Source organism: Chryseobacterium subflavum (assembly GCF_055762745.1).
Genome location: NZ_JBVTMR010000001.1, coordinates 420270 through 445090, shown reverse-complemented (window position 1 = coordinate 445090; position 24821 = coordinate 420270). Strand labels below are relative to the sequence as shown.

Below are 24821 nucleotides of genomic sequence, written 5' to 3'. Positions count from 1 at the left end.
ATACGGTATCATTTTCTTTAGCTAAATTTCGGACATGAAAGAATTATTCAATTTCGTTTTAAGGTTTGGGAATCTCAATGAACAGCAGATCGAATTTATAAAAAGTAAATCCACCGAACTTCATCTTTCCAGAGATGAATATTTTTCCGAAGCCGGAAAAATTGCCAGACAGGTAGGATTTATCGTTGATGGTATTCTACGGGTCTGCTATTATGATAATAAAGGAGAAGAAATTACCAAATACTTTATCGAGGAAAATAATCTGGTCGTGGATCTGGAAAGTTTTGATAACGAAATTCATTCCAGCACATACGTTCAGGCAGTTACGGATTGTACGATGATCGTTTTTTCACGCAAAGACTGGCTCGAACTGTTGCAGACCATTGTCGGATGGGAAGCTATTGTTCATAAAATTATTTCAAGAGCACTGATCCAGAAGGTAGAAAGAAGAAGCCCTCTGGTTTCAGAAGATGCGACCACCCGTTATCTCAAATTTCTTGAAATCTACCCTACTGTGGTCAACCGGATTCCTCTTTCCTATATCGCCTCATATCTTGGTATCACACAGTCTTCTCTGAGCAGGATAAGAAAAAATATACGCTAAGATCACTTTTTGCCAAATGACAAAAGATCTCATTTTTTAATACCTCACCTTTACATCACTAAATAAAACAAGAAAATGAAATCAGTATTAATCACAGGTGCCAACAGAAGCATTGGCCTGGAAACTGCAAAACAACTCTCATCAAAAGGACTATTGGTCTACCTTGGAAGCCGCAGTCTTGAAAAAGGAGAAGCTGTAGTAAAAGAACTTCAGGATAAAGGATATCAGAATATCAAAGCAATTGAAATAGATGTTACCAACCCCGATTCTATTTCGGAAGCGAGGAATACTATTCAAAGGGAACAGGGCAAACTGGATGTTCTCATCAATAACGCAGGAATTCTGGGTATCAATCCGCAAACGGCTTCAGGAACTTCTATTAACGACATCCAGCAAGTCTTCGACACCAATTTTTTCGGAGTCATCAGCGTTACACAGACTTTCTTAGATCTTCTTAAAAAGTCAGACAGCCCGAGAATCAGCAATATCACATCCGGGCTCGGTTCTCTGACTTTACATAGCGATCCCAGCTGGAAGTATTATCATGTAAAGGGAGCCGCTTACGGGCCATCAAAATCAGCGTTGAATGCATACACCATTGTTTTGGCGTATGAATTAAGGGAACTTCCCTTTAAGGTCAATGTAATAGATCCCGGCTATACAGCAACAGACTTCAATGCCCACAGCGGTCCGGGATCCGTAGAAAGCGCTGCTTCTTTTATCATTAAGCACACTCTGACTGATGAAAACGGACCAACAGGTCAGTATTTCAGTAATGATATTGAAGATGAGATTGGAATTAGTCCTTGGTAGATTTGTACAATTTGATTTTTTGTACAATGTAAAAAGTAAAAAATGTATCAATGATTTTAGAGAGACCTTAAGGTTTCTCTTTTTTGTTTTCCTATTTTTGTTACATACATACTAGCATGAATATTTTTAATAAAACAGAAATCAAATACATCGTCATCCAGATTATTGCTTTTAACTTTATTCTTATTCCGCCAAGGTTATTTTCCTATTTAACGGATATACACCTTTCGCAGTTGTTTTTAAATTCGGCTAAAAACTCTGGTAGTTTAATTGAACTGTTTGAGAAAAACAATATTGATTCCATTCGATTCAATGACCTTATCAGTACGATCAGAAATTACCAGACTGTAGGGTTTATTATTGGCTGTCTGATCTGTATATGGATCACCTCAAAACGAAAATTAAGCTGGATCAATTCTTTAATTGTTATTGTGATCAGCTTTTTACTTATATTTTTAAAACAGGCATCATTTCCCTTTAAACCTTTGTATCTGGAACATTGGTTTAATCAATTTGAAATCTATGTCTATTTTAGTGGTTGCTTATTTTTGGTAATAAGTCTATCTTTATTTTATTTAAGTTATAAGATGAGACTCAGCAAAACTTAGAATTATAATATAAAGTTTACTCTTCAAGCTTATAACCATCTCTGTACGAAGAAAATATGTACTTTACCACGATGACCATACAAAAACAAATCAACCATTACATTTCCACTCAATCAGACACGAAACGCCGAGATATGGAAACCCTGCATCAGTACATTCTGCAAGTGATGCCAGAATGTAAATTATGGTTTCTGGATGGTAAAAATGAAGAAGGAAAAACGGTTTCCAATCCCAATATCGGATATGGTTTCCGGATCATGAAATATGCTGATGGAAGTACCCGGGATTTTTACCAGATTGGCCTCAGCGCTAATACAACAGGTATTTCAATTTACATTCTTGGTATTGATGATAAAAACTATTTATCCCAAACCTATGGTGAAAAAATAGGAAAAGCCAGTGTGACCGGTTATTGTATTAAGTTCAAAGCATTGAAAGATATCGATATTGAAGTGCTTGGAGAAGCGATACGAGACGGTATTAGTAAGAGCCTGACACAGTAAAGTATATTCTGATCAATAAAAAAGAGAAACCATAAAGTTTCTCTTTTTTAATTCATTATCGTTTAATTGAATTTTCTTTTTCTCAACCAGAAGAACAATCCTCCGAGTAACCCAATAATGACTAGCGGAAGCAGCAAATTAAACCATTGCCAGTTGGTCTTTTCTTCTGTAATTCTTTGTCTGTCCAGTAGCCTTTCTTCGATATTCCTGTTTCTTAGTTCCATTAGGTTGCTATCATCTAAAAGGTAATCCAAAGCGTTTCGCAGGAACTGTTCATTTCCAAATTGTTCATTGGTTAATAAGTCTACTCCTAACGGCAAAGGTTCTCCCTTGATCACTTTATTTCTTCCTACGTCACCATCTGCAATCACGATCATTTTATTTTCCGGGCTCTGACCTTTAAAACCAGGATAGGATTTTCTTTCAATTCTCGAAGCATAAGCGGAAGTAAATTTCCCTTCCAATGCTACAGCAAAGATTTTCGGAGTACTTGGCTTTTCCATTTGCCCAAGACTATCTACGCTTGAAATTTCTTTAAGATCCACATAATTCGGAACCTGTTTCAATAAAGTCCTTTCACTCGATTCAAAAAGAACTTTGGTTTTAATATTCTTTCTGCCTAAAGTATCAATTGATGTGGGAAATTCAAATTTTACCGGATTGATATTCTTGGTGATCGGGTCGTTCTTTTCAGCGATTCCCAAAGGGAAATAGGGCCATGGAAGACTTGTATACTGCGGATTGCCACTCACCTCTCCCGTTACCAGCCTTAACAAAGCGAATTTCTTTACATCTTTAACCAAAGCAGGATTGATCCTGATTCCATAGTTGAAGAAGAAATCAGTCATGTTGATATCCACCGGGAATGGCATTACCTTTTTAGATCGGGTTAAGGTATCCATTTCAGCATTTACGGCATCAATCATCCATAATGTTTTTCCTCCGTTCATAATATACTGGTCCAGGATCACTTTTTCACCATCTGTAAATGCTTTTCTCGGTTTTGCAATAACGAGGGCACTCATTTGTTTCAGCAACGGAACATCCGCAGCTGTTAGCTCAACCTGATTTTTAGGAATCACAGGACCGGCATCGTAGTTTTCTAATGCCAAATGCATAAAACCCTGGAATTCTCCCGGACTTAATTCATCCTGGTTAACCAAAACTCCTATTTTCTTTCTCTTATCAGTGGCAATATTCTTGATGTTCGATACAAGATTATATTCTAAATTTTCAATGGATTTCGTCAGCTGTTCATCGGCATTGATATTGGCCTGCTGTACCACCAGCGGGATAGAAACGCCGCCCTTATTGTACTTAAGAACCGCATACGGGAATAATACGATCTGGGAGACTTTACCGTCTTTTACATCCGGAAGAACGGAAGGCTGCATTCCCATCGCCATCAAAGTATCCTGGGACATTTTGGTTTTGATAGGATCAATAAATTTAAAATCAATTTTCGGATTGATCTTTCTGAATTCCTCCAGCATAAACTTCGTTTCACTTTGCAACTGTTTGAAGCTGGCCGGGAAATCTCCTTCCAGATATACCTCCACAGTTAGAGGCTTTTTAACCGATTCCAATACTTTGATGGTATTATCGGAAAGGGTATATCTTTTTTCTTTCGTTAAATCCAATCTGATCCCAGAAACGGCAAGAATAATCACTAAAGGCAGGATCACAAACAATAAAATCCCTAATGGAGATTTAAAAGGTATCTTCTTCATAATTCTACTTCTTTTTATTGATAAAATGATTGGACAATACTAATGAAACACCGATGATCAGAACAAAATAGGCTACATCTTTGAAATCGATCAACCCTCTTGTAAATCCAAGGAAATGCTGATAAAAACCTATATTCTGTAAGATAAAATCTGCTCCACCCAACAATTTATAGCTTGCTAACTGCTCGATTCCGAAATACATGATAAAACACATGAAAACACCTAACAGATAAGCCATGATCTGATTCTGAGACAACGATGACGCTAAAATCCCGACACCCGAAAAAGCAGCGATAAGCATGATCAATCCGATATAACTCCCAAAGGTCATTCCCAGGTCAATATTCCCGGCAGGAACTCCCAAAACATAAACGGTATACAGATAGATCAACGAAGGAATGAGGCATAAGATGCCGACCACCCAAACGGAAAGAAACTTTCCTAATACAAGGTCCGATATTTTTAAAGGCTGGGAAAACAACCAGTACAAAGTTCCCGTTTGCTGCTCTTCTGCAAAAGTTTTCATGGAAAGTGCAGGAATAATGAACATCAGTAGCCATGGGACCAAAACAAAATAGCTTTGTAATGAGGCCATTCCGATCTCAAAGATATTAGAGTCGTTGTCGAAAAAAAACAAAAAAAGAGTCGCTATCAGACTGAAAGCTGCGATAATAATCCACGCACTCCAGTTCCCGAAGTAACTCCAAAGTTCTTTTTTTAAAATTGCAATCATAGTTTTTTAGTAAAATGTAAAAGGGATTGTATTGATGTACACACATACCCTTTTTCTATTGTTTCTTTTTTTTGTTTTTATTGACCAGTTTCACGGTCATCATGATTAAAAATACAAGAACGAAAAATCCGGCAATTAATTGCCACCAGTAATCAATTACTGAAGATTTCAGAATAACTGTAAAAACAACCAGGAATAAAATGAATGTGGCAATCTCATTCGCCTGTCTCAGTTTTATGTTTGCTGTCTGTAATGTATTTCCGTGAAGTGCTTTTAATTGAAGAACTTTTTTCCAGCACCAGTAATGGTAGATCGCCAGACCGACAAGGAATGTTAGTTTTAAATGAAACCAAGGCATTTTCATCAATCCTGTATTAAGAAAGATCATCACCAGTCCGCAAACCGCCATGATCACTCCTGCAGGAACTGTAATGATATTCCAAAGCCTTCTTGCCATGAAGGTATACTGTTCTCTTAGGATACTTTTCTTTTCTTCAGAGAATTCATCGGTATCTTTATAGTAAACAAATATCCTGACAAGGTAAAAAATCCCTGCAAAATAACTGACCATAAAAATAATGTGCAGCGCTTTGATTATTGTGTAAAGCATTTTAAAAACTTTCTATTTTTTATAAAACAATACGATACCATACTCCCGTCTCTCACTTCAACCTTTGAAATAACTTTGGGATCATCAGCCACAAAAACAGCCGAACAATCCCAAGTTTTCAATTTTTATTTTTTAATATTTTTAAGAGATCACACTAAGCTCTTTCCCCACTTTTTCAAAAGCAGCAATAGCTTTATCCAGATGTTCTCTGGTGTGAGCAGCAGAAAGCTGAACCCTGATTCTTGCCTTTCCTTTAGGAACTACAGGATAGAAGAAACCAATTACGTAAATTCCCTCGTCCATAAGTTTCTCTGCCATTTTCTGAGCCAATGGCGCATCATAAAGCATTACCGGAACGATCGCAGCATCTCCGTCAGGAATATCGAAACCTTTAGCTTTCATTTCTCTTCTGAAGTATTCTGCATTTTCCATCACCTGATCACGAAGTGATGTGTCAGCAGAGATCATATCCAACACCTTCAATGCTGCACCTACAATACCCGGAGCTAATGAATTGGAAAACAGATAAGGGCGGGAACGTTGTCTCAGCATATCGATAATCTCTTTTTTACCCGAAGTGAATCCTCCTAAAGCTCCACCCAGTGCCTTTCCTAAGGTAGAGGTGATAATATCTACCCGACCCATTACTTCATTCGCTTCATGTGTTCCACGACCTGTTTTTCCAATAAAACCAGTGGCGTGAGAGTCATCTACCATTACCAAGGCACCATATTTATCCGCAAGATCACATACCCCTTTCAGGTTAGCTACAATTCCATCCATAGAGAAAACCCCATCGGTAACAATGATCGTAAAGCGGTGATTTTTTTCAGAAGCCGCTTTCAGCTGAGCTTCCAGATCCTCCATATTATTGTTTTTATAACGGTATCTTGCCGCTTTACAAAGACGAACCCCGTCAATAATCGATGCGTGGTTCAGTTCATCTGAAATAATAGCATCCTCCTCGGTGAATAGCGGTTCAAAAACACCACCGTTAGCATCAAAACATGCTGCATACAAGATCGTATCTTCCAATCCTAAAAACTGAGCGATCTTCTCTTCCAGCTGCTTATGAATATCCTGGGTTCCACAGATAAAACGAACGGATGACATTCCATATCCGTGAGAAGCGATCATATCCTGGGATGCTTTCATCACTTCAGGATTATTGGAAAGTCCCAGATAATTATTAGCACAGAAGTTCAGCAACTTTTTACCGTTAGCTTCTATTTCCGCACTCTGTTGGGAAGTAATGATTCTTTCTCTCTTATAAAGCCCGTCGTTTTCAATATTTTTAAGCTCGTTCTGTAAATTTTGAAGATATTTTTCAGAGATCATTTTTAGTAATTTTTTAGATGCGCTAATTTAGTAAAAAGGCGGTAAACTATCCTCTTTTATGATTCTTATTCTAAAAAATTGAGCAGAAACATTCATTTTAACAATTAGTCTACTAATTTAGTAGGATAATAATTTTATATTTGTCCTTTAAATTCTAAAAATGAAGTTATCATCTGTACAAAAAGTTAGGAATATACCATCAATAAATTTTCTGAATCTCTACATGAAACCCCGTCTTCCGGTTATAATCGAAGATTTTGCAGATCCAGAAAGCCCGGCTTTTAAAAAGTGGAGCTATGATTATTTTAAAGAAATAGCAGGTAATCATAAGGTCAATATTTATGGCAGTGACCTTGAATCTTTGGATAGGGTTGCGAGTAAACCTATCGCTCAGAGCCATTTTTCTGAATATCTGGACCTGATTAGCACAAAACCAACAGAACACAGGCTTTTTCTTTTTAACCTGCTCACTATAAAACCTGAAATGAAAAGTGATATCCACTATAATGATGTTACCAATGGAAAAATTCTAAAGTGGCTTCCCTTTATGTTTTTTGGTGGTAAAGGCTCCATTACCAGAAGCCACGTTGATATTGATATGTCCCATGTTTTCATCACCCAGTTTCAAGGCATTAAAAAGATATGGCTATTTCCCTGGGAACAATCCAGTCTGATGTACAAATTACCTTATAACTTTCACAGTTTAGCTAATATTAAGGAACCCGACTATCAAGAATTTCCTGCTTTAAAATATCTAAAAGGTTACGAAGCCGTTATCCATCCCGGAGAAACACTTTACATCCCTTCCGGATGGTGGCACTATATCCAATATGAAACAGAAGGATATTCCGTCTCTGTCAGAGCTCTTCCTTCCAGCTGGCTCGAAAAATGGAGAGGATTTAAAAATCTGGTCATGATCAGGCATTTTGATAATGCTATGCGAAATTTATTTAAAGAAAAATGGTTCGACTTTAAAGTAAGGAAAGCCCACAGGAAAGCAAAAAGAGCTGTTGCAAGGATTCTGAAATAACATAAAAAAACTGTCTCAAAACATCATTTTGAGCGAATATAGGATGAAGGATATAAAATATTTGTCTTTATGATATTTTCCGTCAAGCTTAAATTGAGAAAAGATAATTATCTGAATTTTGAGACAGTTTCATTATTTCCAGATTCCACTTCTCTATTTGTCCATAAATTATTTATTTTCCCTAACCGGAAGGTATTTATTAAATATTTTTCCACTTTTAAGGGCAAGAGAACTTTCCAGTTGTAAGACTTTCCGGCCATTAAAAATAGGAAGTCCTTTTCCGATCGCTACCGGATTCACAACAATATAATATTCATCAACAAGATCCTGATCGATCAGCGAGCTTACAAAATCAGCACCTCCATACACAAGGATATCTTTTCCCTCCTCCTTTTTAAGAGCTTCTACTGACGTTATAAGATCATTATTATCTACTTCCAGATTTCTGCCGGCTATATTGTTTTCTGTCCGGCTAAAAGCAATTTTACGCATATCAACGATCAGTTTTGCTAAATGGTTGGTAGGATGATCGGGCATATTATCTGCCACATTTTCCCAATGATCTATGAATGGTCGTGTCATTTTCCTTCCCAGTAAAAGAGTGTCACTGCTCTCAGCAAGATCAACGATTTTCTGAAAACCTACCTCATCCGGCGGACTTAGCCATACCCAGTCCTGCTCGCCCTCCGGTCCGGCTACAAAACCATCGATGGTCATCTGCATCTGTAATTTTAATTTTCTCATAGTAATTGTTTTTTGGTGATTGTGTTAGTGTAAGTTGTTATTCAATGTATTACAAATTTAGTGTTTTTCTAAAGTAAGAGAGTTGCCATTTTTAAAACGTAATAAAATTAGTTTTTATAAGTAACATAGATTTTGCTAAGCATCTTAAAGAGGTAGAATAAAAAGATGTCGCAAGAAGGCATGGGTAAGCTGGCAGATGTTAACGGTGCTGTCATTGGTAGATATAAGTGCGGAAAGTAAAACCATCGATTGTGATGGTTACGCAGCTGGCAGAAGCCGTGGAAATTTCTCTGGATTATCTCGTAGGATCTACGGATATTTTACTGGATAAAAATATTGTCGCTAAAATTTTAGATATACAAAAACTAAAAGAGAACGACAGACAACACGTCTTCGCTCTCCTTGATGCGTTCCTTAAACAAACTAAACTGCAAAGCATTTTATAAATACAAAACCCTCGCAAATTGCGAGGGTTCATCTTTATCTTCCACACGATACAATCGGGCGGGGGCGGGGATTAATTATCATTTAAAGTTATTTCCAAAATCTCTTTGACGTTTAGTTCCCATACTCCTCCTGAATACTCTTCCCATACTTTTTTTGCTTCCAAAAAATCCTCCAAAACGTCATTATTACCAATATGCTGAGTAATTGAATTAAGAAAAAAAGAATATTTTATCGGAATATGATAAATAATTACATCATTATCTTTTATATAGGCAAAATGTACATTGAGATCATTATCTATATCAATAATAAATGCTTTTCCATTTTCATCATCATTTAAAGACCAAATCTGACCTGTTTCAATTCTTTTAGTTTCCAATTACTAATAATGTTTTATTATTATTTTTTGCCATTAATAAAAATCTATAAAATAAATCTTCTTTAACATTTTGTTGCTCTAATAATTCAATCAGATAATTAATATGGTTTTGATATAATCTAAAATCACCATATATATCAAACAGATTATCATATTTCTTATTGAAAATATTAATAATATTTTCAAATTTTGAAAATTCAGAATCAGAAATATTAAATAAAATCTGGCTTTTGTTATCTATATCTAAAAAATTAACTGACATATTAATTTGCTTTTTGAGGAAATGAAGTTACAATTTTACCTTTCTTTTTATCTACAATTACTCTATGAGAAGTTTCCTCCGCTGGCGCGGGCGTCACGCTCGTTGCCATTCACATCACAAATTTAAATCTATTTCCAGAATTTTCTGGTCGTCATTACAGTAATGTATTACACTACCATATTTCCATTTGTATATTTCTGTTACAAAGCTACTTTCAGGCCCATTAATCTTAAATACTAAAAATAAAAATCCAAGAAAGTCTACCTTCTCGGATTTATATATAGATTGTTAATCTTTATTCGGGTACGAGCGTGACGCTCGCGCCAGCAGGGGCTTTTGCTTTATTTATCCCATCCTATATGATTTTGTAAAACTTTTCTATTAAATATTTTATCATATCCGACAGGTTTATAAAATAATAATGTGATAATTAAAGGTTTTTTCAGATAATTACTATCATTCTCTTTTTTTATTATATACTGTACGTATTTTTGATGTACATTAGGTCCTGCAATACTAGTATCTTTTACTTTGATGTTCTCTAAAAGAAAATCATTAGGATTTATTTTATCATAGTTTTTATGAAGAAAATTGAGTTCTGCCTTCATTACTCCAGAAAAAATATCAGGATCTGCAACTAAACTTTTATATCCTTCAAAATCATTTATCTTGGCTTTCTCCCAAAATTTTTGAACTGTTTCTTGTATTTGTTTCTCGTCTTTCTTTTTTTGATTGACACAACTGCTTATGCTAGCAAGTATTGCTAATATTGATAAATATTTGATTATTTTCATTAATGAGGAATTTGATTTATTTGATTTTGCATTTCTTTTTGTTTATTTTCCAACATACTTCTTACTTGTTCTGCCGTTGGACGAATTGGTAGATTATTGGAATTCAATATCGACGTTCCAATTTGAATTATTTGATCATTTTGGTTATCAGTTCCAATGGGTAATTTCCCATCATAAACATAATTAACAACGTCATTTCGGAGTTGCAACCCCATTTTCATGCCACTAGAGTCTACATAATTAATAGCATCCCCCATAACTCCAGCTTGATCCAAAACAGAGTTTACATCTTTTGTTGCTTGTACATAATTACTTGTACTTTTTATTGCGTTAGGAATATTAGCCGCCATTTCCCCTAACTTGTACAATTCTTTAACCCCACTAGAAAGCTTAGATGCTGAATTAATTACTTTATCATGCCATTTGCCTGAGTTGTTATCATACATTTTTGTCCAAATATTGGTAGGACGGTCGTCTCCTCTAATACTTTCCATTTTTGCACCAGATGGATTTGGTCCATTATATCTGTAAGAATTCAGCTTTAACCCACTTGTTCCATCTGATATCCTTGCTACACTAGGATTATATCCATTTGTTGATAATCCTATATCTCCTGCCCTGAAAGATGGTCTTCCAAAGGAATCTCTTTGTGTAATTGGAGCCTGTTTAACAATCATTTGATTTCCGCTAATTGCAAAATAGCCAGAATGATGTGGTAATAATTCTAATCCTTCCAATTCAATGCCCATTCCCATTTTGTTTTCTTGAATAGCATAAGTAGAATTATACGGAAATTTCTCACTTAAAGGGTCAATTGATAAAAATCGACCGATATTAGGATCATAATTTCTCCATTTAAAATTATAGAAACCCGTCTCCTGTAACTCTTGTCCTTGGTACTTATAGTTGTATATCTCCGCTCAACTTTTCAGGATTTGCCTACTCAACCTTTTCTCGTGCGAGGCTTTACACTGTGATCACCTGCTCTTGCTCGCTTACGTAAATATAATTTTTCTTTTTCAATTGAAAAAAAATAATTAATGTCAAAAATAGTAGTGTAAGTTTAACAGACAATGTTTTTATTTGTTTTTTTATGTGGTTATAAAACCAAAAATTTAAAATCTCTTGTCAAAATCATTTAATACACCTGTTTATTGTAAAACATGACATTACATTTGCTCTATGGAAAATACAATTACCATTCTAGCACTGCTTTTCCTTGTGATTTTAGCGATGACAGCTTTTGTCATTGTTGCTAAAAATACAGGAAAAGTAAAAAAGTGATTACAAACCCGGTTGTAATCACTTTTTTTCAATTTAGTTTTCAGTAGTCCACCCTGCCAGGTGGACTATTATTTTACAAATATATACTTTCTTTCGATTTGTTTTGTGGTTCCGGTGGTATTGTTGTCGCTGTTGTTGTAGATGTGGACTTGTGGGTAAAATCGATGCTGCTTTTAGCCTTGGCTTTATCCACAAATCCACATCCTTTAACATACTTCCAGTTCAACGGCGATTCAGAGCGGGGGCGCATTTTTCCTTTGTCATTCTGAGCTTGTCGAAGAACGGGTGGTTGAAGCTTTGGCAAAAGGTATTTTTCGGTGCTGGTTTAGGATCGGGAAGATTCGGGGGTGCTGGCAGCGGAGTTGCTCTGCACGAAGCTAAGGGAAGCATTTTACATAATCTCAAATTATAGGTGCCGATGGATTTGCCAGGAGCGCAGCTTTAGCGGAGTGGAAGGCAACGTTTAGGTGCTGCTGCACATATAATTTTATTATGTAATTTGCTGTGGCATTAAAGCTTAGGGAAGTTTAAGCAAGCGTTGGAGAAAAATGTCTTTTTCTGGTGGCGGGCGGGATATTTAATTCAAAATGCAGATGTTGGATTTTATTTTTAATTTTATTATATTTGATGTATGGATTTTTGGGCAATCATTGGTGTCATTTCTTCTGTTTTAGGGATTCTTTCTTTCCTAAAAAATGATGCTGTTTCATTGCTGTCTCCTTTTAAAAAAAATTATATTTTGTTGTCTCAGCAAAACAACAAAAACAATATAAAAAAAATCCTTTTTGACGATATCAGATCGTTTTAGGTCGCATAAGATTCTTTTTTTCCTGTTTTAATTCGCTAAAAACTTTATTTTAGGTCGCATAAGATTGTATGTACCCTTTTTTAGTTCGCTAAAACTGCCTTTTTTTTATTGGATTGGATGATATTGATTAATGGATATTTGTAGTGCATCTACACCTGTTTCTTTATACTTTTCTGTGGTATCTGCATGTTTGTGTCCGGCAAAGTATTGAACCTTTCTCAGGTTTTCGCCCTGGTCTAATTTCAGTTTGATAACACTCTGACGGATGGTAATGGAAGTGAGTTTTTTGGTGAAGTTTTTCTTGTAAGTAGAGACTAAATAATTAATGTCATCCGAAATAATTTTAGCCCCTAATTTTCCTAATAAAAAGTAATCCTCTTTCTCGGTTCTGAAGGTAGTTAACATTTCTCTTTCCTCTTGTAAATACTGATAAAATAATAAAATCTGGTCAGCTTTTAAATCTAATATTCTTTCATTGGTAATTCCTGTTTTACAGATGATGATCCTGGCATTCTGTAAAGGTCAGATTATCATTATTCTGAACAATACTGGAAGGTTTTTCTTCTTTGATATCTTCCACCGGAACGTCTAAAGCTTTGGCCAGCTTCTTCCATTCATCATCATAAATCCTTACATCACCGCTTTCTTTGCGGCTGTAATTGGATACATCCGTAGAGATAATCTTGGACATATATTCCTGGGTATAGCCCCGCTGTTTTCGTAAAGTCTTTAGCTTTTCCATCATGATTTTTTTATTCATTACTACAAATATAAAAAATTCAACCTTTTTATTTATATTGTTCTGTTTTGTATTTGAAAACAGAACAATACAAAAACCACCGCAATTGCGGTGGTTTTATTATTCCATCATGGCACAAGCGTGACGCTTGACGAAGACGTTTATAACAACATACATCCATTACTTGAAGGATCAAAACCTTCGGGCCAAATAGTTTCAGTATTATATACAGTATCTTTAAATATTGCTTTTTCAATATCAATACAAAGCATATTTGCACAAGATAAGTTTGCACCTGTAAAGTTTGCAAAGTCAATTTTAGCTCCTCCTAAATTAGCTCCTTGCAATTTTGCATGACTAAAATCACAGTATGAAGCTATACTTTCAGATAAATTGGAACCTAATAGAAGGGTATCTCTTAAATCTGATGTTATTAATTTAGTTAAAGAAAGATTTGAATTTATCAAATTTGAGTTGAATAAAAATGCTCCTCTAAGGTTTGACTTAAAAAAACTTGTATTACTTAAATTCATATTCTCAAGTTTTGCTCTATGCAATTCTAAATTCTCGATAAGAACTCCATCTAATTTATCATATGGTATTCTTATTTCATTATCGTTTTCACAGTATATAATCATAATAAATTAATTTTAATGTCCACCCCAATCATTCGGATCAACTTTTGTATTTTGAACAGGTTGAACTTTAGATTGTTGGCTTGGAGATAAAGTTCCTGGAACTTGTGCAGGTTCATTACCTGTTAATTTCCCAGCTACATATCTGTGATTTCCGTCTACAATTACACCATCACTTGTAACCTTTATTGGAGGTGCAGTATTTCCATCTTGTGCCATTTGAACATATCTTTCAACCATAGGCCCCGAAACAACACCTTGAGCAGTTTGTAAATTTGAATCCTGTAATGCTTGCGTAACCGATTCCTGTGTAACAGTTACTGTTTTTGACACTGAAGCTGTCTCTGCTTCAGTAACAGTTGCTGCTTTTCCAGCTTTGGTTCCTCCTGCTGCTTTATGCGTAACAACCGCAGCGGCTACCATAACAGTTGCAGAACCAATAGATTCCGCATCTCCTTTAGCTACCCCTTTTGCAGTTTGAACAATTGCTTTTGCTCCGCTTGTTTCATAAAGAGATTTTCCATATTGTTTTACAGCAGCAGAGGCTCCACCTGTTTGATATGCATTATAAACTTTCTTAAATTCTCTACCTCCCTGCAGTACTCCTGATATTCCATTAGAAGTAGCTAAGCCTTTAACCATTCCTACAGTTGTATTCCAAGCCCCTCTTCCAAAACTTTTAACTTGACTCCAAGTTGGCCAAGGCCACATCCCATCAGGGTCGATGAACATTATTGGATTGTCAAATGCATAATTATAAGGAGTAAATCTTCTTCCTAATTCAGCTGCTGGATCTACAACTCCCCATCTTCCCAGATCCGGCATATACATCCTCGCTCCATAATCATACATCCCAGTCTCTTGCAATTCCTTCCCATTGTACTTATAATTCTTATAGGCACTTGGGCTAAAAAAGGAGAATCCCGTTTTTAAATGGTTCATTCCAAATGGATAATAATCATTAGCATCTGTAATCTCAAGAGCGCCTGTGCTGTTTCTTGCGAAACTTATCCTTACATTTCCTAAATGATCTTTATACTGGTAAATATACTGATCTTTTCCATAATCATAAAATCCTTCTGCGGTTGGGAAAAACTGAAGCTCAGGATTCTTTGCCCCTAAACCAGGAACAACATTTAAAGTCTCTGCAGAATAGGCCTCCATTTCCAAAGCCCTGCTCGTTTCCAGACTAGCAGCAAACATTTCTGAACCTCCTCCATTATTTCCGGATCCTGTTATATTTATATATTGAAATCCATCAAGATAATCTGTAGTTTCCGTAGAAGAAGTCGTGCCTGTTATTCCAACAAGTGTTTTTACGACTTGTTTTCTCAACTTTGTCCCATCTGATCCGTACTTTGTAGTAATATCAGTATATGCCTGACTTGAACCAATAGATATTGCATTGGGCAGATTTAAATAATTATACATTATTCCATTGATTTGTTTATCTGCCATATTGATCATATTCCCATTAACATCATATTCTATGGGAAGTCCTGTTGTCCCTTCATAACCAGTCTTGTTACCACTGTTATCTTTTATGGTAGTGGCCCGGTTTCCTGCATAAGTATATTCTAAATCATCAATTTTTGTGGCAATTGTCCCTTGCAGAACTGAGGTTCTATAAAGATTGGTGATATTTCCATTCAAATCATACGTTAAAGATTCTGTATTTTCTTTGCTGTTGGGGTTATTTGGATTTTGATAATATCCTGCTGTTAATCTGTTCAGCTTATCATAAACATATCCATATCTCTTAGGAGTAAGAGAAGGATTGGCTCCGATTGTTTCCACTGCCCTCCAATCTACTTCTGCGATATTACCATTGTATTTTGCCTCAACATTTTTTCCGGAGAATAAGACTGGATCCGGATTAGTGATTCCTTCTTTCTGATTGTATTTAATTCTATAAGCAAAAAGTTTCCCTCCTAAATCAGCTACAGACATCTGGTTTTTATTGATTTCTGTCAGCCAACCTCTGATATTGTAATTGTAATCGATGCTTTGGAGATTGTTTCCTACTTTTTTATTGCTTAACTGTGAAAGTTCATTATAGGTATTGTCTGCTAATAATTCTTCGAGGTTGCTATCCACTTGATGATAATGCTTTAAAAGCCTGTTTCCATTATCATAAACAAAACGTTCTTTTATTTTGACTTCTGTTTCAGTTGGAGTTCTTTTATGATAGGTATAACTTTCTGTTGCTAATCCTGAAAAATCAAGTTTAGACTCCTTATTGGTGTAACCTTCTAAATGATTAGTAGTTTTTGTAGCAATCTGCCTTCCTTTGAAATCATAATAATGATATGTTTTGGTCCATTTATCATCTTCTATATTTTTTAGATAAGAAGCTGTTTTCAAACTTTTGGTAGAAGTTGTATTACCGGTTCCAAATGTTGCTAATAAAACATACTGGTCCAGAATTTTTTCAGGAATAACGGAAGGAGCATCACGCGGATAAGAATCATAATAGTTTACTGATAAAACAACAAAATTCGATGTTGGATAGGCCAGCTTATCATAGTAAATATCAATTCCCTGTTGATTAAAAAAGGTTGAAGTCCTTTTTTCATTATTGGAAGTATTGGTGGTTAAAGTATTTAGCGTATTCTGTAAAGACTGTCTTGTTGCAGTGTTAGGAAAGAATCCAGTATAAACAACCCTATTAAACTCATCATACTTAGTAAATATCCAGCCTTTACTGCCAAAGTTATTGTTTACTGTTCCTAAAACAGCATCCTGATAAAGTACTGCTCTGTCTTGTTTGTCATAAATGGTCAATTCCCAGCCTTTCCCAGGAAGCTTTTTTTCAACTTCCCTTCCTTGCCCGTCATAGCGGTATTGGTAGCACAGTGTATTTAAAATATCAGCAGTAACTTTATTTGCATTTTGCACAATTTGTTGTACTGCTTTTGGAGGGATGACAAACGCTTTTTGCCCATAGTCATTATACACATAATAGGTATCAATATTTTGTGTTCCATCTGTTCTTCGGATAAGAATCGTTTGTCCGCGACCATTGGTAAATTGAGTTACAGGATTTCCATCTTCATCCGTTATTGTATTTTTATAAAAACTACCCTGCCCATAGAATCCAAGGCTACCTACAGGTAATGCAGTTGAAATAGTTGTAACATTACTAACTGTGCTTGTTGAAGTAGTAGTGACAAACTTTATAACCTCATTTGCAGCATTAGTGCCATAGCTGAATGTTTGCGTATGTCCTGCTCCAAGTTTCCAGGCATCACCAGGATTTGCCTGTTGTAAAACCCGATCTAAAGGGGATTTTTCAAGCTCTTTCTCACTGTATGCATTGGATGCTCCGTAATAAGAGTTAGCGGTATTTTCATTGGTAACTCCAGAATGAATATTCCCATTCAATGTGTTAATTGGAGTAGGTAGAATATTTTTTGTCTGTCTTCCAAATTCATCATAGGTGACTGGAGTAACCATATCCTTGCCAGAAGGAGTTGCTTTAATACTAACTATTTGTTTGGCTCTTCCTAATCCATCAAAGTAAGTAACTGTTTCTGAAGTTTTTGAATTTGTAGTTATGGGATCTGCTAAATAAGTTTTAGAATACACATAGTTTTCTGAATTACTCTGTGCATAAAGCGTTCCAGCTACAAACACTAACCCCAGCAATAACCACTTTTTTGTTATTAAATATCTATTCATACGTTGTGTTTTTATGGTTTGTAGTTGTATTTAAACTCTTTTACTGTTTTTAAAACATAATTGCCTGTACTGTCTTTTTCTCTTATTCTTACTTCCTTTAACCGGTTTGCAGTATCATATACATAAACCTCTCTTATTCCTGATGGTTGCGTAATACTTCGTACTCCAACTAGTGGATCATAAGTATATGTAGTAACCTGATAATTCGTTAAAGCAGAATTTTTTCTAAAATTATCTAAAGCGAGTAAAAATGATGTTTCATCATTGTTTACACCCGCTGCTGCGTCCGTATTGGAAGGATTTACAATAGAGTCAATTAATGATTGTGATATATCGGATAGTTTCGCACCCTCTATTTTAGCTATAGGCTGTGTCTGGTTATATCCCCAGATAATTGTCGTTGGCACACCTTCTTTTGTTGTGTATTGCTGAATATTTCCCTTTGAGTCATATTTGTTATAAGTAATCTCTACGGATGGGGTATTATTTACTACATCATAGGATTTTACAGACAAAGGCAATACTAAACTACCAGATTCTGTGGTGGGAAGTGAAGTAGGGTAAATGGTTTCCTCTTTGGAAGACATTTTCGTAACAGTACCAAAAGTTTCCTTTGTTTCAGTTTCTAATGGAATGCTCACCATATTTTTATCAATCAGTAACTGATTTCCTTTTTCGTGGGCATAACTATAATTTGTTTCATTAATTGATGCATCAGTAAAAGTTGTTTTTTGTTTATTCAGCTGATAATGTGATGGATTAGTGTAAAAGTATTCCGTCTTTGTTTCGGTGGGAGTACCGTTAAAATATTCTGTTGTTTTTTGTGTTTGTAAATAGGTAAATCGACTGATGTTTTTATAGTATACAACATCCATATGTGGATAATCAGGATCCCAAGTAGCATTATTACCATTTGTGGCTATAGGTTGATAAATTTTACGTCGGTTGATACCCCCTAAGTAGGAGGTTCTGGACTGATCCTCTGCATAAATATTTTCGACAGTTTTTAAGGTCGTTCCGCCATTGTCTTTATAAACTGTTAATAACTCTTTGCCATTCTTCCATCCTGAGTTAGTCCAAGGTGCTGAGATAATCGGGCCTCCTTTAATAGGATTGCCCGGATAGTCAATTTCAGCACTAAACTGATGGATGATTTTTCCGTTTCCTTCAATTTGCTCTTCCACCGTATCATAAAAGATATTGGGATTGAAAGAAAATAATCTGCCTATATTGGATGAAGTGATGGCAGTATACGTGGACATTGCGGGCTGCGAATTTAAAGATCCCACACAGAGTGATCCTGCTCCCCTCTCTTCAATAAATACTGGTTCTCTTGTAATATTTATGGAGTAATCCCCATTAGCTCTTATATAATTGTATTTTCTGGTTATAGGAAGCCCATCATTAGGAGTATCAACGGTTGATGCAATCCTATAGCCACCTTTTAGTACATCTTGCAATTCATATCGGTCATCCTCATTATAATAATAAATTTGAGCATAGGCATTACAACAAAAAAACATTGCCGTCAGTTTGAATTTTATAGGTTGATTTTTTACACCGTTGACAATAATCTGACTGCTGTTATTTAAACTTGAATCCAAACTTGCTATAAGATTACCCGCTTGATCACGTACTTCAAGATGAGCTTCTTGCTTTCCGGTTTCTAAATCGGGGCTTCCCTGGCAATTTCCATAGGGATACAAATAATTGGAAAGATTAATCTCAACAGGTCCTGTTTTATTGGGCGTTATAATAAGTTCTTTAGAAGTAGAAAAGTCATTTTGGGGGTTAAACGTATTGATTTGAACATTGGTTTTCACTGCCGGAATCAAGACATTCTCTTTTCGTATATGGTTTTCATAATTAAACAAAGTATTACCTCCTGTCGGATAAGTCACCGTTTTTAAGAGTCCATAATATCCTACCAATTTATTTACAGCTTGATTGGCTCCATTATATTGAGGCGCAGTAGGATCAGTACTTACAAATAACTGCGGAACAAGACTATTGTTGTTCATACCATTATAATAGCCCCACATATCTCTGGAAAAACTTAATCTCGATGGCAATATCTCAGGACTATAATAGGTAAATTTGTGTGACGAATTGGTTTTATTATCCCGTACCTCCGTTAAGAAAAGCCTTGACGCACCGGTTGTTGTATAATTAAAGCTATAATCATTTATGACAATACTATTGTGGTACTTTTTGATGTTTGTGAGTTTTGAATAATCACCATTTTGTACTGAATAAGTAAAAACAATCGAGTTATTATTGGAATCATATATTTTTTTCAGCTGTTTACCCATTGCATACTGCTCTGAATCTGCAATGAGTCCTAGATCTGGAGATATTGTATAAGGTACCAAAGGACAACTGGAATGACCATTAGAGTCAGTAACTAAATCTCCATACTTATACTGTGGTTCTTTAGTATAGGTCATCGTCTGTGATTGTGAAAGGATTGTCGTATAACTTACATCCTGGTATTCCAAAGTGAGAGTCTGACCACTGGTAGTAACGACTGAGGTTAAGTACCATGACTGTATATACTGTTGCGGTGGATTATTGTTTCCAATGTTAAGTGTTCTGTTTTGTACACGTTCTATAGCTTCGAAATTATATTTAACTCCATTATCCAGCGTAATTGCAAATGAGCTTCCATTATTATTTCTGGTAATCTTATAATCTTTCTGATCAATCATGATGATATTACCCGCTTTATTGATCACAAATTTTACATTATATCCACCAAAATTGGCCGTATAAAGGTCGGGTTCAGAATCAAAATCGTCATTATCACAAAATGTCAGGTATGCATTCAGTTGAGTGGCAAAGTTTTCAGTTTGCGGAACATCTCCACTACCAAAACTACTATCCTCATCTGCATTATCTCTTATGGTTCTGGTGATCACTCCACCAGAAATAAATGTCCAGCCTAATCCTACAGATCCGTTCATTTCATCGATATTGATTCCATTAGAGGAATAACTTAAAGAAATGGGTATGCTTGTTCCATCTACAGAGAGCTCAGTAATTGGAATATTGAGATTAGGAGCTCCTGTAAACATCCCTATGGGTACATTTCCGTATTGACTAAATTTAAATGATTCAGGACTGGTAGGCGATATTTTGGGAATGTTTTTACCCGCATTATTTGTATTGGTTGTATAATCCTGATTACCACCCTGACTATACAATAGAGCTGAAAGAACAATTCCAGCGAATGTTAAAGTTTTTTTCATTACAATTGTTCTTTTATTTCTTAATCAATTTAGCATTAGCCGTTTTATTCGTATCCGTCTTAATCACCACCAGGTAAGCACCTTGTATCAACGGCTGTGTATTAATCTTAGTGACCTTATTCTTCGTTTTTAGATTCTGAAGCTGTCTTCCTCCCATATCATACAAAGTAATATCCGCTTCCCTGAAATCAAAGCCTATTTCAACATAAGCATAATCTGATACCGGATTCGGATAGATCTTGATATCCTGTTTTTCAATTAACTGATCCAGTTGTTTATCTCCCAGCTTCACGATCTTCCAGTTCTCCTTCCCTAGCTCCTCTGCACTGGTTCCTGCTAAAATGATGGAACCATCCCTGTTCAGCTTAATATCCGATAATCTCTCCTCTCTCTTTCTGGATTCTCCTCTTACATGCTTTCTCCACTGTTCATTTCCATTACTATCCAGATACAGCATCCAGAATGTTTCATCATCTGCTTCTATTCTTCCTTCTGCCTGAGTATAGCCACCCAATAAAATTCCTTTAGTTGAGGGTTGAGAGTTGTCAGTTGATAGCTGATTTAGGGCAGTCATTCCCATCAAAACATCCCTGTTTTTGAAGTTGTAGGACTTCTGCCACTGTTCATCTCCTCTTTCATTTAAAGAAACCAACCACAGATCTGTTCCTTCTTCTATTCCTACTGTTTTATTTCCGGATCTCTCACTTCTTGATTCTCCTCCGATGATATAACCGTTTGAGGTTAAAGCCAGTGTTCTTAGATGATCATCTCCTTTTCCTCCCAGGTTCTTTTCCCATTCTACCTTTCCCTCTTTGTTTAGTTTTACGATCCAGTAGTCTCCTTCACCAAAGTTTTCAGTGGTTTTTGCATAGCGGGATACGGAATCTGAGGCTCCTGTAGCTGAGTTTTGATTTCCGGAATCGGAAACACGAAACTCGGAGCTTCTTGAATAGATTCCCAGAAGTGCTCCTCCATCTCTTGTTGGGATCATCTTCTCCACTTCGTCTAATCCCCTTCCTCCTAAAATAAGTTGTGAAAGTTCTTTTCCGTTTTTATCTAGTCTGATAATCAGGATATCTTTTGAACCGTAACCTTTGGAAGCATTCTGAACATTTCCGGCTATAACAAATCCTAAATCTGTGGTTTGGATAACCGCTCTGGCTTCTTCATCAGCACTTGTTCCTAAAGTCTTTTGCCACAATTCATCTCCAAATTCATTGATCCTGATCAGCCAGATATCTGATCCTCCTTTGGAGTCATCTTTTTTATCTATTCCCTTTCCGGAATATGAGGTTCCCGAAACCAAAAAGCCTCCTTCCTGGGTAGCTACGGTAGAAGACAAATAATCATGATTGTTCCCTGAGAAATATTTTTCCCAAACCTGGTCTCCCTGTTGGTTCAGCTTCACCAAATGAAAGTCATAGCCATTATTTTGCTGGGTGTTTCCAGCATCTTTCTTCTGGTTTCCCGCCTGTATGACACTTCCTGTTATCAAATACTGCTGATCGATTGTTGTGGTTACCTGGCTTAGGAAATCCTGGGTAGAAGATTTAATATCTTTTTGCCAAACCACTTCCTGGGCTGATAACCCGGAAATAATGCACATAGAAAGTACACTGAAGTAGAGTTTTTTCATGCCTTGTGTTTAATTGTTAAATTCATTTTTTATAATTGCCGCAAAAGTAATCTTTTTTATCTCACAACGAAAAGACTTATCGAAAATTTTTGACTTCATCTTTTTCATTTGTACAAAGTTAGCTTTGAATTGCGACAAAACTCGTCGCTTAAAAAAGTTTATAATCTGATTCCACATAAAAAACCGGTTTATTCCAAGTATTTTAGAATAAACCGGTTTCTTGATAATGCTGATATAAAAAATTACTCTTTCACAAATTTCACATTTCTATCATCGATTTTAAAGACATATACTCCAGGAATAAGCTCAGCAATATGGATAGACTTTCCGGGTTGATATTTTCCGGATCTTACCAATTTACCGTCTATGGAATAGATGACAAATTCTGCTGATTTTTCCATTCCTTTGAGATAAAGTTCATTTTTAGCCGGATTTGGATATAGTGCAAACTGATCTTTCTCAATATTTTCAACGCTCAGGCTATTATCTTTTGCTACAGTAGAATTTCTTTCCAAAATCTGGTATTCATAATTGAACTGAACATTGGCAATCGGGAACGGTACCGGTTCTACAAAATATTGATTATTTGAGGTATTGTTTAAAGTAAGATAAGCGACCTGTCCTGCTGTTCCGTTTACCTTTATCGGAAGAGGCATTTCATAAAAGCTTACGGAAGAATTACTTTGAGTCTGGCTAACTTTAATCGTAATGGTTTGATTAGAAGACTCCCTCCATCTGATATCATAGGTAGGATACCCTTCACCATACACCCAATCACTGAAAAATCCCGAAAAATCCTTACCGGTAGATTGTAGTAAAGAAGCCGTAAGATCTGCTGTTTTAGCGTAGCTGTACGCTAAGTTGGGTCTGGAATGATATTCCTGAATTGCCTGATAAAAAGCAGCGTCTCCTAAGATCCATTTAAGCATTCTCAGAATATAGCCTCCTTTCGCGTAAGATAATCTGCCACTGAAAATAGCCCCCTGATTTCCTAGGTTAGCATCAGCAACATAAGTACTTCCTCCTGGCGAACTGGTAATATAATCTTTCTGACCTGATAAGTAATTCATAAATTCAGGTTGGGTCATCAGTAACTTTTCATTGGCAAGATGCTCCCCGAATGTGGCAAATCCTTCATTCAGCCAGATATCATTCCACGAACCACACGTTACTTTATCCCCAAACCATTGGTGAGCCAGCTCATGAGCTATTACACTTTTTCCCCAGGAACTCATTGAAGACATCGTCTGATGCTCCATACACACACCTCCGTACTGAAACTCCATATGTCCATACTTCTCATTACGGAAAGGATAAAGTCCGAAATAAGTTTCAAAAGTGTTCATGATCTGTTTGGTCCATTCTATATTGGACATTACTGCCGTATTATTTACAGTTGTAGGATATACATAATTTACAAAAGGGAAAGGTGGATTTCCCATAGTATCATTAAGCTTAACAAAATTAGTGATAGCAAGGGCTACTAAATATGCACTGGTTGGGTACATTGTTCTCCAGAATGTCAGCTTTTTATTATTCGGAAGTGCTGTCTCAGACATCAGCTTACCATTGGCAGCTACGTTATACTGATTTGGTGTTGTAATTTTAAAATCAAAACGGTCAATTTTATCATTTAAACTCTGTTTTGTCGGAAACCAATCCTGCGCACCATAAGGTTCACTAAGGGTTGAGAGAATAAGCTCCCCGTTTTGGGAACCGGTGGAAAAAGCATTATTTGCCGTATCCGGTGGGCCAGCATACTGTATTGTTAATGAATCAAGCACATTCGCAGGAAGGGAGGAAGGGAAGTCTATTTTCACTTCTTTCGTCGGTAATTGCTGAAAGGTCAAATTATTTCCATGGTATTTCACTTGTGAAACCGTTAAGGTATTGGCCAAATCAAAATAGATACTGCTCATACTCTGATTAGGCTTAAAATGTGATGTTACCGAACCGGAGATATTGTAAACTGCAGGGTCCAGGTTAACATCCATCCTCTGGTACTGCAGATCATAGTTTAATGTATGGGGATTGATGTTGGGTGCCGTCATCTTTTGGGCAAAAGCTTTCATCTCTTTTGCTATTAATCCCTTCATTTCAATATTTTGATTCTGACTATGCAATGATCCAAATGAAATAATGCATAAAACTACAAGATAAAGTTTTTTCATTTTTATTTTTATAATAATGACCAA

General features: G+C 36.0%; 23 protein-coding genes and 1 pseudogene. 6 read left to right on the top strand and 18 right to left on the bottom strand.

The genetic code is table 11. From position 1 onward, the window contains the following. Positions 1 to 34 precede the first annotated feature (34 nt). From AC0INN_RS01975 to AC0INN_RS01960, 4 genes are all read left to right on the top strand, one after another. Positions 35 to 604: a Crp/Fnr family transcriptional regulator gene (locus AC0INN_RS01975; RefSeq protein ID WP_172277549.1), complete on the top strand. Its 570-nt coding sequence runs from the start codon at positions 35 to 37 to the stop codon at positions 602 to 604. A 75-nt stretch (positions 605 to 679) separates the two neighbouring features. Continuing rightward, complete coding sequence (locus AC0INN_RS01970) at positions 680 to 1417, top strand: SDR family oxidoreductase (RefSeq protein ID WP_306611455.1); 738 nt, start codon at positions 680 to 682, stop codon at positions 1415 to 1417. 116 nt (positions 1418 to 1533) lie between these two features. After that, positions 1534 to 2025, top strand: coding sequence for a hypothetical protein (locus AC0INN_RS01965; protein ID WP_273647436.1), 492 nt, complete (start codon positions 1534 to 1536; stop codon positions 2023 to 2025). Between the two features lie 56 nt (positions 2026 to 2081). Then, positions 2082 to 2528, top strand: a complete 447-nt coding sequence (locus AC0INN_RS01960) for a DUF1801 domain-containing protein (RefSeq protein ID WP_306611452.1) — start codon at positions 2082 to 2084, stop codon at positions 2526 to 2528. Positions 2529 to 2590: 62 nt separating this feature from the next. Here the strand turns inward: AC0INN_RS01960 and gldG are convergent, their stop codons facing one another. From gldG to kbl, 4 genes are all read right to left on the bottom strand, one after another. Next, on the bottom strand, positions 2591 to 4258 hold the full coding sequence (gene gldG, locus AC0INN_RS01955; protein ID WP_172277534.1) for a gliding motility-associated ABC transporter substrate-binding protein GldG: 1668 nt from the start codon (positions 4256 to 4258) through the stop codon (positions 2591 to 2593). A gap of 4 nt (positions 4259 to 4262) precedes the next feature. Then, positions 4263 to 4991 carry an ABC transporter permease gene (locus tag AC0INN_RS01950; RefSeq protein ID WP_172277531.1) on the bottom strand — a complete coding sequence of 243 codons (729 nt, stop codon included), beginning with the start codon at positions 4989 to 4991 and terminating at the stop codon, positions 4263 to 4265. A gap of 55 nt (positions 4992 to 5046) precedes the next feature. Then, positions 5047 to 5601, bottom strand: a complete 555-nt coding sequence (locus AC0INN_RS01945; RefSeq protein ID WP_306611448.1) for a CopD family protein — start codon at positions 5599 to 5601, stop codon at positions 5047 to 5049. Between the two features lie 141 nt (positions 5602 to 5742). Further along, on the bottom strand, positions 5743 to 6939 hold the full coding sequence (kbl, locus tag AC0INN_RS01940; protein ID WP_172277525.1) for a glycine C-acetyltransferase: 1197 nt from the start codon (positions 6937 to 6939) through the stop codon (positions 5743 to 5745). 160 nt (positions 6940 to 7099) lie between these two features. Between kbl and AC0INN_RS01935 the strand changes: the two genes are divergently transcribed. Then, positions 7100 to 7969 carry a cupin-like domain-containing protein gene (locus AC0INN_RS01935; protein ID WP_473046821.1) on the top strand — a complete coding sequence of 290 codons (870 nt, stop codon included), beginning with the start codon at positions 7100 to 7102 and terminating at the stop codon, positions 7967 to 7969. 168 nt (positions 7970 to 8137) lie between these two features. Here AC0INN_RS01935 and AC0INN_RS01930 read toward each other — a convergent pair whose 3' ends face one another. Beyond that, positions 8138 to 8713, bottom strand: a complete 576-nt coding sequence (locus AC0INN_RS01930) for a dihydrofolate reductase family protein (RefSeq protein WP_306611443.1) — start codon at positions 8711 to 8713, stop codon at positions 8138 to 8140. Positions 8714 to 8964: 251 nt separating this feature from the next. Between AC0INN_RS01930 and AC0INN_RS01925 the strand changes: the two genes are divergently transcribed. Then, positions 8965 to 9159, top strand: a complete 195-nt coding sequence (locus AC0INN_RS01925; RefSeq protein ID WP_306611441.1) for a hypothetical protein — start codon at positions 8965 to 8967, stop codon at positions 9157 to 9159. A gap of 71 nt (positions 9160 to 9230) precedes the next feature. Here AC0INN_RS01925 and AC0INN_RS01920 read toward each other — a convergent pair whose 3' ends face one another. The 13 genes and pseudogenes from AC0INN_RS01920 to AC0INN_RS01860 all read right to left on the bottom strand — a co-directional run bounded on the left by AC0INN_RS01920 (position 9231) and on the right by AC0INN_RS01860 (position 24797). Continuing rightward, complete coding sequence (locus AC0INN_RS01920) at positions 9231 to 9539, bottom strand: hypothetical protein (RefSeq protein ID WP_306611439.1); 309 nt, start codon at positions 9537 to 9539, stop codon at positions 9231 to 9233. Beyond that, positions 9529 to 9801 carry a hypothetical protein gene (locus AC0INN_RS01915; RefSeq protein WP_306611437.1) on the bottom strand — a complete coding sequence of 91 codons (273 nt, stop codon included), beginning with the start codon at positions 9799 to 9801 and terminating at the stop codon, positions 9529 to 9531. Before AC0INN_RS01915 ends, AC0INN_RS01920 begins: the two co-directional genes overlap by 11 nt. Before the next feature lie 341 nt (positions 9802 to 10142). Continuing rightward, positions 10143 to 10595 carry a hypothetical protein gene (locus tag AC0INN_RS01910; RefSeq protein ID WP_306611435.1) on the bottom strand — a complete coding sequence of 151 codons (453 nt, stop codon included), beginning with the start codon at positions 10593 to 10595 and terminating at the stop codon, positions 10143 to 10145. Then, positions 10595 to 11344: a hypothetical protein gene (locus AC0INN_RS01905; protein ID WP_306611434.1), complete on the bottom strand. Its 750-nt coding sequence runs from the start codon at positions 11342 to 11344 to the stop codon at positions 10595 to 10597. Before AC0INN_RS01905 ends, AC0INN_RS01910 begins: the two co-directional genes overlap by 1 nt. 42 nt (positions 11345 to 11386) lie before the next feature. Continuing rightward, a pseudogene (locus AC0INN_RS01900) lies at positions 11387 to 11509 on the bottom strand (RHS repeat-associated core domain-containing protein); the annotation flags it as partial. A 443-nt stretch (positions 11510 to 11952) separates the two neighbouring features. Next, positions 11953 to 12183, bottom strand: a complete 231-nt coding sequence (locus tag AC0INN_RS01895; protein WP_306611432.1) for a hypothetical protein — start codon at positions 12181 to 12183, stop codon at positions 11953 to 11955. Positions 12184 to 12792: 609 nt separating this feature from the next. Further along, positions 12793 to 13092, bottom strand: coding sequence for a site-specific integrase (locus tag AC0INN_RS01890; RefSeq protein ID WP_306611430.1), 300 nt, complete (start codon positions 13090 to 13092; stop codon positions 12793 to 12795). 85 nt (positions 13093 to 13177) lie between these two features. Continuing rightward, a complete protein-coding gene (locus AC0INN_RS01885) occupies positions 13178 to 13447 on the bottom strand; it encodes a helix-turn-helix transcriptional regulator (protein WP_306611428.1) in 270 nt (89 codons plus the stop codon). Positions 13448 to 13587: 140 nt separating this feature from the next. Further along, positions 13588 to 14064, bottom strand: a complete 477-nt coding sequence (locus AC0INN_RS01880; protein WP_306611426.1) for a pentapeptide repeat-containing protein — start codon at positions 14062 to 14064, stop codon at positions 13588 to 13590. A gap of 12 nt (positions 14065 to 14076) precedes the next feature. Further along, positions 14077 to 17742 carry a DUF6443 domain-containing protein gene (locus tag AC0INN_RS01875; RefSeq protein ID WP_306611424.1) on the bottom strand — a complete coding sequence of 1222 codons (3666 nt, stop codon included), beginning with the start codon at positions 17740 to 17742 and terminating at the stop codon, positions 14077 to 14079. 11 nt (positions 17743 to 17753) lie between these two features. Beyond that, positions 17754 to 20990 carry a hypothetical protein gene (locus AC0INN_RS01870; RefSeq protein WP_306611422.1) on the bottom strand — a complete coding sequence of 1079 codons (3237 nt, stop codon included), beginning with the start codon at positions 20988 to 20990 and terminating at the stop codon, positions 17754 to 17756. A gap of 13 nt (positions 20991 to 21003) precedes the next feature. Beyond that, complete coding sequence (locus AC0INN_RS01865; RefSeq protein ID WP_306611420.1) at positions 21004 to 22626, bottom strand: T9SS type A sorting domain-containing protein; 1623 nt, start codon at positions 22624 to 22626, stop codon at positions 21004 to 21006. Positions 22627 to 22868: 242 nt separating this feature from the next. Further along, on the bottom strand, positions 22869 to 24797 hold the full coding sequence (locus tag AC0INN_RS01860; protein ID WP_306611419.1) for a M1 family metallopeptidase: 1929 nt from the start codon (positions 24795 to 24797) through the stop codon (positions 22869 to 22871). Between the last annotated feature and the right edge of the window lie 24 nt (positions 24798 to 24821).